The 15,657-nt window shown below is 41.7% G+C and carries 12 protein-coding genes and 3 pseudogenes; 4 read left to right on the forward strand and 11 right to left on the reverse strand.

Translation table 11 applies throughout. The features are described 5' to 3' along the window. Position 1: 1 nt before the first annotated feature. Entirely contained in the window at positions 2-202 is a 201-nt protein-coding gene (locus tag PAV_RS27910) for a hypothetical protein (protein ID WP_005551636.1), read from the reverse strand. A gap of 688 nt (positions 203-890) precedes the next feature. Here PAV_RS27910 and PAV_RS33910 point away from each other — a divergent pair. Then, a pseudogene (locus tag PAV_RS33910) lies at positions 891-1,049 on the forward strand (IS3 family transposase); the annotation flags it as partial. Between the two features lie 130 nt (positions 1,050-1,179). Here PAV_RS33910 and PAV_RS27915 read toward each other — a convergent pair. Beyond that, complete coding sequence (locus PAV_RS27915; RefSeq protein WP_005551638.1) at positions 1,180-2,136, reverse strand: hypothetical protein; 957 nt, start codon at positions 2,134-2,136, stop codon at positions 1,180-1,182. 277 nt (positions 2,137-2,413) lie between these two features. On the opposite strand from PAV_RS27915, the gene PAV_RS27920 reads away from it, so the two are divergent. Further along, positions 2,414-2,809: a hypothetical protein gene (locus tag PAV_RS27920; protein ID WP_005551641.1), complete on the forward strand. Its 396-nt coding sequence runs from the start codon at positions 2,414-2,416 to the stop codon at positions 2,807-2,809. A gap of 148 nt (positions 2,810-2,957) precedes the next feature. Here PAV_RS27920 and PAV_RS27925 read toward each other — a convergent pair whose 3' ends face one another. Together PAV_RS27925 and PAV_RS27930 are read right to left on the reverse strand one after the other, a co-directional pair. Next, a complete protein-coding gene (locus PAV_RS27925) occupies positions 2,958-3,944 on the reverse strand; it encodes a carbon-nitrogen hydrolase family protein (protein ID WP_040737100.1) in 987 nt (328 codons plus the stop codon). A 308-nt stretch (positions 3,945-4,252) separates the two neighbouring features. Then, positions 4,253-5,083: pseudogene (locus tag PAV_RS27930) on the reverse strand (arylamine N-acetyltransferase family protein). A 279-nt stretch (positions 5,084-5,362) separates the two neighbouring features. Here PAV_RS27930 and PAV_RS27935 point away from each other — a divergent pair. Next, positions 5,363-5,755 carry a hypothetical protein gene (locus PAV_RS27935; protein ID WP_005551644.1) on the forward strand — a complete coding sequence of 131 codons (393 nt, stop codon included), beginning with the start codon at positions 5,363-5,365 and terminating at the stop codon, positions 5,753-5,755. Positions 5,756-5,956: 201 nt separating this feature from the next. Here PAV_RS27935 and PAV_RS27940 read toward each other — a convergent pair whose 3' ends face one another. From PAV_RS27940 to PAV_RS27950, 3 genes are read right to left on the reverse strand one after another with little or no spacing between them, the layout of a single operon-like run. Then, complete coding sequence (locus tag PAV_RS27940; protein ID WP_005551645.1) at positions 5,957-7,528, reverse strand: GMC family oxidoreductase; 1,572 nt, start codon at positions 7,526-7,528, stop codon at positions 5,957-5,959. Beyond that, complete coding sequence (locus PAV_RS27945; RefSeq protein WP_005551646.1) at positions 7,525-8,118, reverse strand: gluconate 2-dehydrogenase subunit 3 family protein; 594 nt, start codon at positions 8,116-8,118, stop codon at positions 7,525-7,527. Before PAV_RS27945 ends, PAV_RS27940 begins: the two co-directional genes overlap by 4 nt. Before the next feature lie 32 nt (positions 8,119-8,150). Continuing rightward, positions 8,151-8,546 carry a hypothetical protein gene (locus tag PAV_RS27950; RefSeq protein ID WP_005551647.1) on the reverse strand — a complete coding sequence of 132 codons (396 nt, stop codon included), beginning with the start codon at positions 8,544-8,546 and terminating at the stop codon, positions 8,151-8,153. Between the two features lie 122 nt (positions 8,547-8,668). Here PAV_RS27950 and PAV_RS27955 point away from each other — a divergent pair, with 122 nt between their 5' ends. Further along, positions 8,669-9,793: a mandelate racemase/muconate lactonizing enzyme family protein gene (locus PAV_RS27955; RefSeq protein WP_005551648.1), complete on the forward strand. Its 1,125-nt coding sequence runs from the start codon at positions 8,669-8,671 to the stop codon at positions 9,791-9,793. Positions 9,794-10,795: 1,002 nt separating this feature from the next. Here PAV_RS27955 and PAV_RS27965 read toward each other — a convergent pair. From PAV_RS27965 to PAV_RS27980, 4 genes and pseudogenes are all read right to left on the reverse strand, one after another. Next, complete coding sequence (locus PAV_RS27965; RefSeq protein ID WP_005551652.1) at positions 10,796-12,106, reverse strand: IS4 family transposase; 1,311 nt, start codon at positions 12,104-12,106, stop codon at positions 10,796-10,798. A 221-nt stretch (positions 12,107-12,327) separates the two neighbouring features. Next, on the reverse strand, positions 12,328-12,666 hold the full coding sequence (locus PAV_RS27970; protein ID WP_040737101.1) for a hypothetical protein: 339 nt from the start codon (positions 12,664-12,666) through the stop codon (positions 12,328-12,330). A 19-nt stretch (positions 12,667-12,685) separates the two neighbouring features. Then, positions 12,686-14,068, reverse strand: a pseudogene (locus PAV_RS36630) (RHS repeat domain-containing protein); the annotation flags it as partial. Between the two features lie 755 nt (positions 14,069-14,823). Next, positions 14,824-15,231 carry a hypothetical protein gene (locus tag PAV_RS27980; protein ID WP_005551658.1) on the reverse strand — a complete coding sequence of 136 codons (408 nt, stop codon included), beginning with the start codon at positions 15,229-15,231 and terminating at the stop codon, positions 14,824-14,826. Between the last annotated feature and the right edge of the window lie 426 nt (positions 15,232-15,657).

The following is a 15,657-nucleotide window of genomic DNA, read 5'->3' on the forward strand; positions in this document are numbered from 1 at the left end:
TTTATATCTTTATTTTCTTAGCCTGCGCAGCTCCACCGCCTTTTCCACAGCAGCATGAACAACAGTATGTGTCGCCGTCCATTCTTAGTTCTTGCACACCAGTGAGAACGCCAACACCAAACAAGTTATTTCCTTCCTGATCCTCAACATTAATGATATATGGCTTATGTTCTTTATCATCTTTTCCATACGCAACTTCCATTTTTTTCACCTCCCTCTTTTCATACTTTGTATAAGAACTCTCATTCCAAAACTATGTTCCAAACTCAAAAGATTGGAATTTGAGTCTATACACCTATCTCATTCTGGAGCCCATATGAGCTAGAAAAGCAGCAAACTAAAACTTATCTCCATTCTGTCTCACATTGAATGTCCTCTCACTTCATGGCCGCTCCCTGTTTCAACCTTATCATGATTTTCCTTTAATCTCCTTTTTCTTAATTAAGGAAAATTCCATGAATCTTATCGTAAAAAGGAAACTTATAGAGAACCCTGCAAAAATTCACTTTTTTCAAAAAACTAAGCTGTCAGAGAAAACGAGCCTCTAGAATCGCTTCTAAGGCCCGTTTCGTGAGGAAATGTATTTGCATCCCCTAAATTCAGTTTTTCTAAGTGTGGAGTTTTTCCGAAATGAAGGTTTTAAGGATGAAAAGGCTGACCTCTATTTCAAGGTAGCTTAAATGTGATGTAGAGTAGCTTGTTGGCGCTAGCGATCACCGTTACCTTGTAAGGTGCTAATTTTCCACACAGCCTTTGACAGGTAGACAAGCTACACTTCAATCAACGAGAATACGAACCCATTTGAAAATAATTTAATAACTGTACATGCCACTCGTCTCACCTTGTCTACAGCGACGGATACAATTGAGCGTCTCATGAAGCAACGCCGCCTGAAAGACCACGTCATCAGCCGCAACTGCACTTCCATAGACGAACTGCAACGCGAAATAGATCGCTATATCAAGGACTACAATAATCACAGATATCAATGGGGATTAAAAAAGATGACCCCTGTGCAGTACAGAAATCATCATTTATCAACTGCTTAACCGTCTTCTTTTTTAGTATTCTTGACAAGGGGATCAGTTCTCTGAACCCCCTCTCTTTTCAAAATGTCATTTATGAGCTTTTTTTCTATAAAGAGTCTGATTCATATTTTAGTAGAATTTTTAGCGTTAATCACATCTGCATCGTTGGTTCAGTCGAATCTTCGGAGCCCGCTATATTTTTAAATGTAACATTTAGAATCTCGGAAGAATTAGATCTATATACAACTACTAGATCATTATTGTGAAAGTACATGCGATCTATTGATAAGAAATTTGAAATATGCATCTTCTGAAAGTTAGCTCCTCCTGAACGTTGTACCATGAGCTCCCCTGTACCTTGAACATAGGCAACATTATACAAAGCATCAGGTCCTGGAACGTTTCCTCCCAAGGCAACAGACTGCACCTGGCCGTTAACAAGTCCAGGATTTACCCATGAGCGAGAATTTGTAATATGGATGTCCTGATATGTTGTATTTCCAACCGCATCTTTTGCAATGACGGTGTACCATCCATTTGATTGCACAACATAAGTTCTAGATGTTCCAAGATTATAAATTTTGTAAAAATCATAATTTGATCTTGAGCCTGGAGCTATTTGCAATGACGTTACACCCATATTATCTGTTGCATCAATATTAATTGTTACACTTCCATCTGCCAAACTTACTTTAGAAGAGGTTAACTTTAAAATAGGAGGCTCATTATCATCTGGAAGGACGATATTATTGAAAGTTGTCGAATCAGATGTTCCTCCATTATTTGACCAATTGACAACTAAATTGTTTCCTGAGAAATAAACAGATGATAATTTCCATATGCCATTGCTAGAGTATACAGACTGTTGTCCAATGATTTTTCTATCTTTCATCACAGAAATAGTATAACTAGGACCGCCACCCGTTACATTTACCCTATAGCTTTTTCCATCTGGACCTATTTCAGCACAAGACAAGCCGCTGCAAGATGCCGCTTCTGCTTTTATCGGCTCGAAGATAGAACCATGTGGAACCATACCTACAAGAAGAGACAATGCACTTACAAATGCTACAATTTTCTTTGTGTTTTCATTATATCTTCTATTCACTATTTATATCTCCCGTTTTTCAATTTTGATACTTACTATTATATGGAATATACTGAATTTTTACAAATCGTTTTTGCTTAATTTGGATTGTTAATAGTAAATCAAACAGCTTTTTTAAGGGCTGATCTTCTGTATTCAATAGGGTCATATAGCCTAAAAAGCAACTACCAAAATTCTATATGTGACAGATTTGTTAATAAAAAGAAATAATAAAGGATACGACGTTTTTATATCGAAATATATTCCTGTACCAAAATATAGAAGGGAGATTGCAATCATGATCACAAAAAAGAATTTGGTAGTTGCAGTACTCACTCTCTCATTAGGTCTAGGGTTTGCGGCAGGAGCTACACCTGCGCTTGCCCATGCGGATTCATCCGCATCGAACAGCACTTCGGTCTCGACCCTGGACAAACAGGATCAATCCACTTTCACCGGATTTGTTAGTTCCATTAGCGACACGTACATGACCATTGTAAATGCGCCCACAAAAGAGCAAGCCTTGCAAGGAGAGTGGTGGGAGCTCGTTAATCAGGGAAAAGTATTATTAGTTCCGGTTCCAGAAAATGAAACCTATGCAGTAGGCGACCAGTTAAATGTGTATTACAAAGCGATGACGATGTCGCTTCCGCCAATTGCGATTATGCCTGTCCTTGAAAAAATCACAGAGTAGTTTCGAAAAATAGCATAATGCTAACCCGGCATCATTCAGATGCCGGGTTTTACGTATTTTCACAATACTTTTGTCTGGTTCTGCCACAGCTTACGAACAAAAAGAGCATTCGCTGCGATTACCGCTTATAAAAAGGAAGCATTTTCACCTAAAAAGTTTGACTGCCAATCTGTAGATTGATTTCCTCGTAAGTAATTTTCTTAGTCTCGTTATCTCCAAACTTACGAACAACAGGTGTAGGATTTTGATTAAAATTCATACTTAAGCTTTGGTTAGAATAGTGACCGGCAGGATCGATGTAATATTTATAATCAATTATTTTTTCTATATCTATTTCAGCATAAGCAATTCCTTCCGTTTCTGCAGGAATCATATCGCTAATTGGTTCTCCATCAGGTCCATAAATACAAGTATGTCCACTCTTAAATGTATCGAAGTATTCTTTTTGTTCAGGTGTTAAACAAATCATGCTTTTCATTTTTTCCGAATATATAGAGGATGTCATTAAAACAAAGGTTTGAGTTGAAATAGCATAATATCGACTTGAGATTTCATCATCAAAGTATCCTGGCCAGGAGGCTACGTGTACTTGTTCATTTTGTGAATTCATTGCAAGCAGATTTAAAGGAACCTGGTGTTCCCAACACATCAGTCCGCCCAAATTACCAAGCTCTGTTTTAAATACTGGCATCAAGCCTCCACTTCCGTCCCCCCATATAAGTCTTTCAGCAACAGATGCTCTCATCTTTCGATGTTTTCCAATTAAATCCCCCTTGGGATTAAACCAAAGTTGAGTTAAATATAAAGATCCACCATCTTTTTCACTACAAGAAATACATACGTAAGTTTCGTGTTTCCTAGCTGCTTCACTTATTTTTTGAATAGCCAAGCTTGGAATTTCAACTGCATTTTTGTAGAGGTCCTTATAGAATTTTTTTGTATATTCTGGATGACCAATAAACGCAAACCAAGGATAACCGGGAAGAAAAGCTTCGGGAAAAGCAACTAATTTTGCATCATTTGATGCTGCTTCAGCAATCAATTTGCAAGATTTCTCAACTGTTGCATCTAAATCCAAGTATACAGGTGCAGCCTGGACGGCTGCTGCGCGATATTTAGGATAATTTCCCACAATAAATTTCTCCTTTTGTAATTATTTATAATTATTTAAGTACAAATAATTATTTAATTACAAATTAACATGTAAGAATTCGTTTGTAACCATCCACTTTCCACTTTTTTACTCATCCACTTTCCATTTTTATTAATTTGATCAAAGAGAAATATAAACCTCAATCGATGAAACGTTGACTGCTTTTCAAATCGGTCGCTCTCTAAGGTTTTCGTTACGATAACGCCGTTGCTGAAGCCACATTTAGGAGTTCATTAGCAAATGAACTTTCATAGCTAGAAGATCATTAGTTCAATTTACACGGTATCTTTCTAAAAATTAGCAACGTATTTATTCGGAATAATATCAAAATCCTCCTCAAGAATCTGACAAAACTCTTCTTCGTTTATCGTTCGTTTTCTTTTTTACCGTTTTTGGTTTGTGTAAAACTTCGTTTCGTTAGTGAAATATGCCCGCCTTCAATTAATTTACAGACAATATGTCTTTTGTTAAAGGGGGATTCTGGGTGCTCAACAATCGTATTTTGTACCAGATTTACTTTATCAGTATCTATTTCATCTAATGTAAATGCATACCCAACACACCATGTATTTGTAGGTTCAGAATCAAGGAAATGAGCACTCTCCCCATTCTCTCCTTTTTTCATTTCTAGCAGATAGGTTCCTTTCTCAGTATTTTGTTTACGGATACGGTATTTTCCGGTTTGGGATGAGATGACTTCACCGCTGAATGGGACTGGATATAAGGGAAGATGTGAGGCAAATCCCCCGTCTATAATATATTTCTGATCATTATGATTTAAAATAATAATGACATGCCCATCATCAGGCTTCCAATTATTAGTCCCCAAATCATAGACCGTACCAACTACTCGATAGACATCAAACCCACAATCAACCAAAAAATAGTATAATAAGGAATTGAGTTCGTAACAGAGTCCTCCGCGATGGGTTAACAGCAATTTTTCTTGAACACTCGCTCTAGAAATGTTGCGGACATTCTTATCCATGACGTCTAAATTTTCATAGGGCAATACATATCCCATTTGCAGTAAGATTCCATGTAAATCCTCAAAGGTTACATCTTCTTTTGGAGATATCTGCAACCGAGAGAAAAAACTCTTTTTGTAATTCAGTTAACACTTTACAATCACTCCCATTTATACATATTTAATCCATTTGTTTTAATGTTACGCCAATTAAAATATATAATCAAGTCTAAAAGTATTCTGGAACGGCCAGCTTCCTGTAAATCCACCGACGCGGTATGCGCCCGGCTCAATTTAATGTTCTTTTTATCAATAAAAAATTCCCAAAATTCTAAATGTGACAGATTTGTTAATAAAAAGAAATAATAAAGGATACAAAGCTTTTATATAGAAATATATTCCTGTACCAAAATATAGAAGGAGGGTTACAAACATGATTACGAAAAATTTGGTAGTTGCGGTACTCACTCTCTCATTAGGTTTAGGGGTTGCAGCAGGAGCGACACCTGCGCTTGCCCATGCGGATGAATCCGCATCGAACAACATTTCGGTCTCGGCCGTGGATAAACAGGATCAATCCACTTTCACTGGCTTTGTCAGTTCCGTTGGCGACACGTACATGACCATTGTAAATGCGCCCACAAAAGAGCAAGCCTTGCAAGGAGAGTGGTGGGAGCTCGTTAATCAGGGAAAAATATTATTAGTTCCTGTTCCGGAAAATGGGACATATGCAGTAGGCGACCAATTAAATGTGCATTACAAAGCGATGACAAAGTCGCTTCCGCCAATTGCGATCATGCCTGTCCTTGAAAAAATTACAGAGTAATTCCAAAAAATTTCATATAATGTCCACCCGGTGTCGTTCAGATGCCGGGTTTTATATATGTTTACCGTACTTTTCTCGAGGTCTGCCCCTGCATAAACGATACAGTCACACAACAAAACCACAGGAAACAAAGGATCCTGTGGTCTACTTGCATGACGAATATGTTGTTCATTTGAATCGCACAGTGAAGAAACATGCTGTCTACAGTTGAAGCTTTTTTGCTTGTTCCTTAATATAATCTGCGGTTCGCAGCGCGAGCGACATTACGGTGTTTGTTGGATTGCCGCCTCCGGAGGTCACGAATATGCTGGCATCGCAGACGAACAGATTCGGGATATCGTGGCATTGCCCGTACGAATTGACGACCGAAGACTGTGGATTACTGCCCATCCGGCAGCCTCCCATAAGATGAGCAGTATCCGGCACGATATATTTGACCTCTCCGCCCTCCGCTTCCAGAATGGCGCTCATTGTGCCTACGGCATGGTCGATAAGGTTGCGGTCATTCTCTCCATAGCTGAACGTAACCTTGGCTCGCGGCACGCCGTTCTCGTCCTGCTCATCGGTTAGCGTTACGCGGTTGTCCGGATTCGGCAGCACTTCTCCTACCATCGTAATTCTTCCGTAGTAATTATAGTCTAGCAGTTCTTCCTTAAGCCGACTCCCCCAGATCGGGCCTGTACGGGCCTTGCTCAAACCTTGGGCGAATCCGACGGGTCTTGCTCCATGTGCATGGAGGGTGTAGCCTCGCGCAAATCCCCTGCTCTTGTCCGTCTCATAAAAGTCTTGTGTCGTTGCCAATACCGGCGTCCCCTTGTACAGACGAATATCGCGGTCGAACTTCGCGTATACATCCTCGCTGCTATGCGGCATGATCGCTTTGCCGACCCACCCGCTGCTATTGGCAAGCCCGTCCGGAAATTGGCTGTTTGCGGAATGAAGCAATAATCGCGGGGTCTCAACCGCGTAGGCGGACAAAATAACCACCTTTGCCTTCTGCTCATAGGTCACGCCTTCATGCACGAACGTTACGCCAGTTGCCTTGCCGTCGCTTCCCGTCAATACTTGCGTTACCATACAATCGGCAAGTACCTCTGCCCCAGCATTGATCGCCTTCGGGATATGCACAATTAAGGTGCTGAATTTCGAATTCGGCATGCATCCTTGATTGCAGAAGCCTCTATTAATGCACGGCGGACGGCCGTCGAATGGTGCCGATATAATCGCAAGGGGCGGAACGGAAGATCGAATCCCCAGCTTTTCGCAGCCCTTCATGAACACATAAGCATTCGGACTCAGCGGATCCCGTTCCGGATGCGGATAAGGGCCATGATAGCTGCCCCAAGGAAAATGCTTCGGACCGGACACCGCTATTTCTTTCTCAATGCGCGAGTAATACGGCTCCAGATCCTCATACTGTATGGGCCAGTCCTCCCCTACGCCATCCAACGTTCTTGTTCGAAAGTCAGATTCATGGAAACGTAGAAAAACGGCCGTAAAATGTACCGTTCCCCCGCCTACGCCGCGCCCTGAATTGTTATGTCCCATCGTCAGCGGGTCTTTTCCATCTACAATACGAGTATCCTGCCAGCCTAAATTTTTCATCGTAAGCTCATCGCTTGCAAAATCCTGCTGCGGATCGCGGAATGGACCTGCTTCCAGCACAACAACGCGAAATCCAGCCTCGCTCAATTCCTTCGCAAGCACCCCGCCCGCAGCACCGGCGCCTACGATTACGACATCAGCCTCATCGGCAAATTTACGCAGTATCATGCTTCTTCCTTCGCCTCCCATGGATCAAGCCTTCCGATATCGCCGCGAACATAGCCGCGCGGATATGCGGGACCGGCATACCCCATCTCCGACCATACAACTGGATACGAGCAATACGCCTCGACAGTCAGATTCAGCATTTTCACGAACCATTCTCGCTGGAGATCACTTGACCATGTTGCAAAACCCGCTCTTCCTTCGCTAATTTGCTGCAGGACTTCGGTCACCTTCTGCACGTCCCATTTGGTTGCTTTTGTTCCCGTCAGTTGACACATGAGTTGGCCTACATGCTGAATGCCCTCAAGTATGAGCGTTTTCCGTTCCGGTATGCCAGCTTTACGTTCTCCTTCCCCCGTCGTTTCCTTCAATGTCCGGTCGACATGGGCAAGCACGTATCGAATCACTTCCTCGCGCTCGTCATCGACAAGCGCGGAGCATATTTGCCGCAGCAGCAGTTGTTCCTCGCCATCCAACACGACACAAGATTGCGGCTTTAGCACCCTGTTCGTCACGATGGCTTGCGTATGGGTGTCCCATGCTTCACGTTCATCCATCACATTGAAGGAAGGATACCGAGTTCTTTTCACCATCAATAATCACCCCCGTACAGTGTTCTTCATCATTACGTCCGCCAATACAGCGCAATAAGCCCGAGCAAGCTCATCGCCGTAACCATAAGCGGCATGATGACAGGCGGATCGATCAGAAAGTTATGAGATTTATAACCGCCGACCCGCTTGCCTACGCCGCGTACATGAAAATAGAAGCCGATAAGCCCCGCCAAAGCTCCTACCCACATCAAGATTTGGAATGTACCGCGCAGCCAAGCCGCGTGATAACAGACGAGGATCAACCCGAACACGAAAAATAGCGGAGCTGCCAGTACAGGTACCCACATCGCTTTATGGTGAAAATTTTGCCGATAATGAGACATCGTCACTTGTATGCCAATTAAACAAAATGCCAAGCTGACGAACAAAATGAGCATTCGATCGATTGGCCAGCCTTCCCATCCCATCGCCTTCCCTCTTTCTCGTTAAATTTGTTCTAATTTGCTGCGATTGCCGCTTATAAAAGTGTTCCAACATATCCCATACTTAAAACATAGCCCTATCATCATTTCTCTCATGGAGGTTCCTCTTGCTAATTCACAAGATCGACACGTATCCGTTGTTATATCGAATCCCCCGTCCGTACGGCGATGCCAATGGTCTAAAAAAATTCCGTTCCACTTACCTGATCAGAATTACAACGAAATCCGGGCTTACCGGTTGGGGCGAATGCTCGGGATGGCTTCCCTCCTTGAAAGCAGAATTTGAACAGGCCGTCATTCCTTTCCTGCTTGGAAAGGATGCTCGGGAGCGAAATTCAATCATTGCGGCATTGACCAAGCAGAAGCATGATAGACCGGCGGCAGCAGTTAGCATGGCATTGACGGAAATCGTTGCGAATCATGCGAAATTATCGGCATGGGAGCTTTGGGGCGGTGCGGTTAGACGATCGCTTCCGGTGTACGCATCGTTCCAATCGTACTCAGAAACAACGGATTGGATGAACCAATCGCTGCGCGATATTGAGGGGGCAGTTCTCCAGGGATTTACGAATCTAAAGATAAAGGTGGGGGGAAAAGCACTTAACGATGATATTCGGCATGTCCGCGCCATTCAGGAGCGGTATGGGAAGCATGTACGAATTGCATTGGACGCCAATGGCAGCTACGATGCCGCAGCAGCTTGCAACTGGAACTCCCTGCTCAAACAGTATGACAATTGGCTCTGGTTCGAAGAACCGATTCCTCTGCACGCATGGGATCAATATGCGCATTGTCGGCATAAGCTGCAAATTCCAATTGCGGGTGGCGAAAATATCGCGACTCCTGCCATATTCCATCATGCCATAAGTCAGCAAGCACTGGATATTGTTCAGCCTGACCCGCTTCATCTTGGCGGAATCGATTCTTATCGCGATGTGCTCAAGCTTGCGCGTCCGGCGGCCATCCGTGTATCCCCGCATACCTTCGATGGTGCATTAGCCCGGTGGTACGCAATATTAGCCCACGCATGCTTGCCTCCCTGGAGTAAAATGAACACGGACGAAGCGATTGAACCAATTGAGTGGGATGTGATGGACAATCCGTTTGCAGAATTGGCGCCGATTCGCGTTCACCAAGGAGTCGTAGACATTCCAGATGGAACCGGCATCGGGCTGGCTATCGATGAAGAAATGCTCAGCCATTACCGCTGGGACGGATCGCGGTATTGGTAGCTAGGCATGTGAGCCTTCCCTTGTTTGCAAATATAAAAGGCGAAGCCGGGACTTCGCCTTTCGTTCAATCTGCTTCTAGTTGGAAATACATCATTACTAAGAGATATGATGGGTACAGCGTCCGCCTGATTTAATGGAATCTGTAATTGCAATCTAATCCCCTACTCATCAAAGAGATTACCAACAATGGGTTCCTCAATCGGCTTTAAATCATCAAAATACTTTAGCTTAAAAAGTTCTTTAATAGTCAAACAAATGTATTCTTTACTGACTTCTTAACCAACAATAAAGCTAGTTCAGTATCTTCAAGAAAGATTACCTTGAAATTTCCCATGTAGTCGTCTCCATTGTTATTTCGCTCTTCCCTTTCCACCAACTTCTCTAGCTTTTCCTATGCCCCCGATTACTGGCCCCAATGAAGCCAAAGCTTCCGAAAAGGAGATTTCCTGATGCCATTTACTGTAATCCTTGGCTAACTCCGCTCTTGCCCAGTCCGCATTTCCTGCACTATTCTTGTATGCACTTGTTTGCGTTAATAAACCAAACAAATAATTAAAACGATTAGTATCATATACATCTGCATACTCTCGACTTAACAAGTCATAAGCGTATGAATATACTCTACTTTCGGTGGAAGTTACCTTCATGGTCGCTTTGAGAATGGAATTCATCTCTGAAGGTATATATCTGTTCCCGCTAGAATTGCGGATTTCAGTTTCAATTTAAAGTGTATGGCTCCATTGTAGTACAGGCGATACCTTCTCAGATCAGCATTATAAAAAAGTGGCACCAACTAAAAGTGTAGTGTTGGTGCCAGAGCTATTTTGTTTTTTATACTCTACTTGACAGGCAATGTCATTAAGTTAATAGAGTAATGACCTGCGGATGTAAAATTGGCGAATGACTATAAGCTAAGTCGTCCGCCAATTTTATATTTCTGGCATGACAAATACAGATGCACTACCTGCATCTGTGACGTAGTCACTCTCAACTTGGAGTTGTCTATGATACCCTACAGGTAAACCCAACAGCAGATATTGGGTTCTGGAATCGTGGGAATTTTCTGCCTTTCCGTATTAGAGATAGATGTTTTGCAATCAGATCAAGAAGACTATCTTCTGAGAGTTTATCCCTAAAATATTGCCTACAAAAAAGCATCGCAACTGAGAAGTTGATTCGCTTGGTTGCTTCATTGGGAATCTGAGCTTGATGTGCAATTAAGGCAGAGAAGTTGTAAAGGATGAATCGAGAAAATACCTCTTGTAGCATGGAGCCCGGCTTTTTACTATGTAGATTCCCTAACCCTACAGCATATTTGAGTTCTCGGAAAGAGGTCTCTATGCCCCAACGCCTATTGTAGAGTTCTTTAATTGTATCAGGCGGAAAATTCCCGAAATCTAAATTTGTAAAAACCGTTTCATATGATACATCAGAAATGGCAAAGCGGACAACTCTGAAGCACAAATCGTATAGGCGATCATCTTTTGGATAAAGATAATCAAATGTTGTATGTGGCTGTATCCAACGATATCGGACAGGGTCCTTTTTCAACAAGGACAAGGTTTGCTTAGTTTGTCGTCTTGTTAGCGACAGTGTGACTTGGATATCAAACTCAGCCTGGTCTGGTATAGCTAACTTAGAAATGATTCCGTAAGACTCTTTTGAACGTATAATGTAATTCCATGATTTTTCCTGAAAATGGGCTATATTATTAAAAGATTCATAGCCTCGGTCTGCTATAACTATGACTTTTCCTGAATAATTAGATCGATCTACCATAGAGACAAGGGCTTTATGTTCGTTCATCCCTTTTTTCGGTTGGACAGACGCATCTACATAAACATGCCGCATCAAATCATACATGGCGTCAATATGGACTAAATTATACCCCTTAGTATTGCTCTCATTTTTCATGTACGATTCTGAATCGCTTGGATTTGTAGGCAGTCGTAAGTCAGTACCATCTACTGCAAATAAGCGATACCCATTAAACAACACGCTTTCATCGCATGATGCAACAAATCTGTGGAATAAGGTTTCTATAGCGCTTGGCAATATTTTTTCGCGTTGTTGGACAAAGGCTGAAACCGATGCTGTATCTTTAGAAAAAGAAAACCATTCGTAGAGTTCCTTACAAAGGCTATTCCCTCCCATACCGATTAGCATTTGAAGCATAGTCTCAAAAGTTAGTTTTCGGTTTCTTGAAAAGTCGTGACCAGGTCTCCTAACATAGTCATCCAGTGTAGCTGCCATTGATTTGATATTTTTTGATAAAATTCCCTTGATTTTTGAAGGTCTAAGCGTCGTTTTCATTCAGCGTTCCTCCTTGAAAAGTGTCTTTAAGGATTGGACGCCGATTCCCCAGCTTTGTCAAGTGTTTTTTCTTTTTGTGAAGTGTTATTATGTCTACCTAATCAATGAAAAATCCCAATTACCATAAATCTTGTGGCAATCGGGATTCTAAAGTAGTTAACTTAATGACATTGACTTGACAGGGGTCAGTTCAAAACTCAAGGTCGGATGTAAGCTAACTATTAGTATCTACCAAAGTATTCATCCGAAAACTTACCATCAATATTGTAATCAACATCATAATAGAAAATTTGAATTCCTGTCATTGGATGAACTAAATCAAAACAAATTCTAAAAAAAGGAACCTCCCTGTCAAAATTATTTATGAATATATTTACACATTTGTACCGAATGCTTAAGTCTGAATAATTTAAACCTTTTGGCAAACTTCCTTGCTCATCTTTCAGAAAATTGTTGGGGTAATTTTGAACTAATTCTTTAAGGCGTTGACCCGTTTTATGCTTCAATATTTCAAAGTCATAAACGTTATTAAATGTTTCTTCAATCGATTTTAAGTCCACATATTTCACCACTTTCCATCTACTTTTTCCCACTTGTCATGTAGTCAAATACCATTGCGCCGTTTTCATCTATCCTCCCATAAACTCTTACATGGTTTGGAGCTCCTGCAACTTTAATTTTATAGTTGTAAGTATAGCCTTTATATTTAACTATTTCATTCTGACTTAAATCAATTATTCCATCTGCACCTTTACGAGCTTTTGCATACCCCATATCTTTAGCCTTTACAAACTTTTTGTCTAACTGTAATCTCTTCAATTCGTTATATACGTCATGCTTAATCCATCGTGTTTCTGGCAGATTTATTACTGCCTTTCCACCAACTTCTCTAGCTTTTCCTATGCCCCCGATTATTGGTCCCAATGAAGCCAAAGCTTCCGCAAAAGAGATATCCTGATGCCATTTACTGTAATCCTTGGCTAACTCCGCTCTTGCCCAGTCCGCATTTCCTGCACTATTCTTGTATGCACTTGTTTGCGTTAATAAACCAAACAAATAATTAAAACGATTATTATCATATACATCTGCATACTCTCGACTTAACAAGTTATAAGCGTATGAATATGCTTTACTTTCTGTAGATGTTATCTTCATAGTCGCTTCGAGAATGGAATTCATCTCTGACGGTATATATCTGTTCCCACTAGGATCGATATATTTCAACGGATTATTTTGCACATACGTATACAGATTCAACGTCAGCGGGTTACCCAGTTCCCCTTCGTACGTATCCTCATTAATAAACCGCCCGATACTTGGATCATACCATCTTGCCCGCAAATATTGCAGACTCGTTGCTGCATCCCAGTATTCGCCTGAGTAGCGGAAAATGTTCGGAACCTGCTCCTCCTGAACCAATGGATTGCCCCAGATATCGTACGTATAGCGGTTCAGCACATTTCCTTGTGCATCCCGAATCTCAGTAATGTCGCCGTGTCCGTTGGATACGTAGTATTGCATGCCTTGTCCTGGTACCTGACGAGCCAGCAGCTTGCCGTCCGAATCATGGACATAGGATGCGGTAATGGTGATGCTGCCGTTGCCTTCTACTCTTCCTTCCGCTACGATCTTCGCTCTATCGTTATAGTAGTAACGGGTCGTTACACCGCCTTCGGTGCGTTCTACCATGAGGTTGTCCCCATTATAGCGGTAGCTGACGGCTTTGCCGTCTTCCGTCGTCACTTGGGTCAGGCGGTTGCGGCTATCGTACGCGTAGCTGGCTCCCTTAATGTCCGGTACCTGATCGCTTTGCAGGGTGCTGCGGTTATCCCGTTGATCGTACGCATATGCTTCATTGAACTGGCTTGACGTCTTGATCCGATTCAATGGATCGTAGCTGAATTGATAGGCTGCTCCGTTGTCGTTCTTCGCTACGATGTTGCGGTTGCTATCATAGGTGTAGCTGTAGTTCGCGAACGCTGTATGATTCTGAACTTACTGTATACCGGCAAGGTTGAATCCATCATAATGATAGGTCTCATTTGTCCAGTATCTGCGCTAATTCCAGACATTTTCTAGTCAGGCGATCAAATGTATACGTGAATACAGCCTGCTTAGCTTTCCTTAACATGTCAACGTAGATGGTGTAGGATATGAGTCAGCATATTTTCGTTATAGGCAAACTTCTCCTTCAGCACAGATGCTTCAATTTCAAGTTTTTTCATGTGCGATTCGTTTCTAGCCTCGCATAAGAGTCTAATGATCTGCAAATTAGGTCAATCTTTCTGCTTGGTCAAGCAACTGATTTACTTTTGTCATCACCTGTGATCGGTTCATCCTGAATGTTTTAACTCGTCCACTTGGTCTTAGCGGTCTGTTCTCTAACCGATTCATACTTTACTTCGAGCTTGTGCAGTTAACCCCCCTGTTTTTGTTGCTATTGTTATTATCCTCCTTTGGTTTTAGGCATGCAAAAAAGGCTTATTCCTCCTTATCATTCAAGTGGGAATAAGCCTTTGAAAGTTTATCAAGTATGTTTGTGAAATTGTTTAGTGTTTGGTTTGTTCATTGTATTGTATGATCCTACTGTCACAATGTAAACCTGTTCTACATTTTTGTATGGGTTATTTTGGTTGAATGATGGATTCATTCGGCACTGGGTAGCCCCCATTAAAAGAATAAGCGGTTAGCTCAAAATTGATTAACCGCCCAAAACATTAATATAGTTTGGAAATCTTCGGTTCGTATGCGGCAATTACATCCACTACTGAATCAATTGCTAAGATAGAAAAGTGATATACTGACTCTGAGTCAGCAATGCCATATGACTGCAAGGATAGCCATTGAATGTATTCCGAATTTGTCACCATGAAAAAAGTGCTGTTTCGATAGAACTCAGTCCCGTAATGCTCATCAAGTTTGTTTATTGTTCTTTGCCTAAAACTTTCGTCTGTACTTCTGTAAGCATGTACCGAATCCTCGAATAATATTTCTACTTTCTTAGATTCATCGGTAGCATCAGAAAGTACTATACGGAATCCCTCTATATTATCAGCTACGGATTCAATATAATATTTTGTTATTAGGTCATTTCCAACTTCCCATATTTCCCAAATCTCTTCCAAATTATCCCTCCTTAATCATCATAACGTATTTTGGTTGATTTTTTTCCATCATAAATTTCAAGTGTAGGTCGTCCATCAGAGCTTTTTTCTCGAACGTTAATCGTTCTTCCATCAGGAAGTTTCCCTACCTTACCTCCCGGAATATCTTTTACTCCGGTTACACCCATGCTATTAAAATCATCTAAAGCATGTTTGTATCCTCCCGGCTTACCGTATTGCGTCGCCTTTCCTTTGGTAACCCGACCGGGACTAGCCCCCTTCAATATATCATCTACAGATTTAATTGAAGAACTAGCACCATTCCCCGTCCCCTTAGGCTTTAATGCTTTTTCAATATTCAGTTTGTTAAATGATTTTGCTTCATTCCATGAAACTTCAAATTTCACCTTGGGCGAAACACGAGATATTTTCGGAGGAGGTGCGTAG

Source organism: Paenibacillus alvei DSM 29, assembly GCF_000293805.1.
Classification (GTDB): Bacteria; Bacillota; Bacilli; order Paenibacillales; family Paenibacillaceae; genus Paenibacillus_B; species Paenibacillus_B alvei.

Bases quoted from the DNA above. Each gene is read 5' to 3' on its own strand.
- PAV_RS27945 (WP_005551646.1), bottom strand. From the start codon at position 8,118: ATGGTGAAAAGAACTCGGTATCCTTCCTTCAATGTGATGGATGAACGT.
- PAV_RS27965 (WP_005551652.1), bottom strand. From the start codon at position 12,106: ATGAAAACGACGCTTAGACCTTCAAAAATCAAGGGAATTTTATCAAAA.
- PAV_RS27935 (WP_005551644.1), top strand. From the start codon at position 5,363: ATGATTACGAAAAATTTGGTAGTTGCGGTACTCACTCTCTCATTAGGT.
- PAV_RS27910 (WP_005551636.1), bottom strand. From the start codon at position 202: ATGGAAGTTGCGTATGGAAAAGATGATAAAGAACATAAGCCATATATC.
- PAV_RS27940 (WP_005551645.1), bottom strand. From the start codon at position 7,528: ATGATACTGCGTAAATTTGCCGATGAGGCTGATGTCGTAATCGTAGGC.
- PAV_RS27950 (WP_005551647.1), bottom strand. From the start codon at position 8,546: ATGGGATGGGAAGGCTGGCCAATCGATCGAATGCTCATTTTGTTCGTC.
- PAV_RS27920 (WP_005551641.1), top strand. From the start codon at position 2,414: ATGATCACAAAAAAGAATTTGGTAGTTGCAGTACTCACTCTCTCATTA.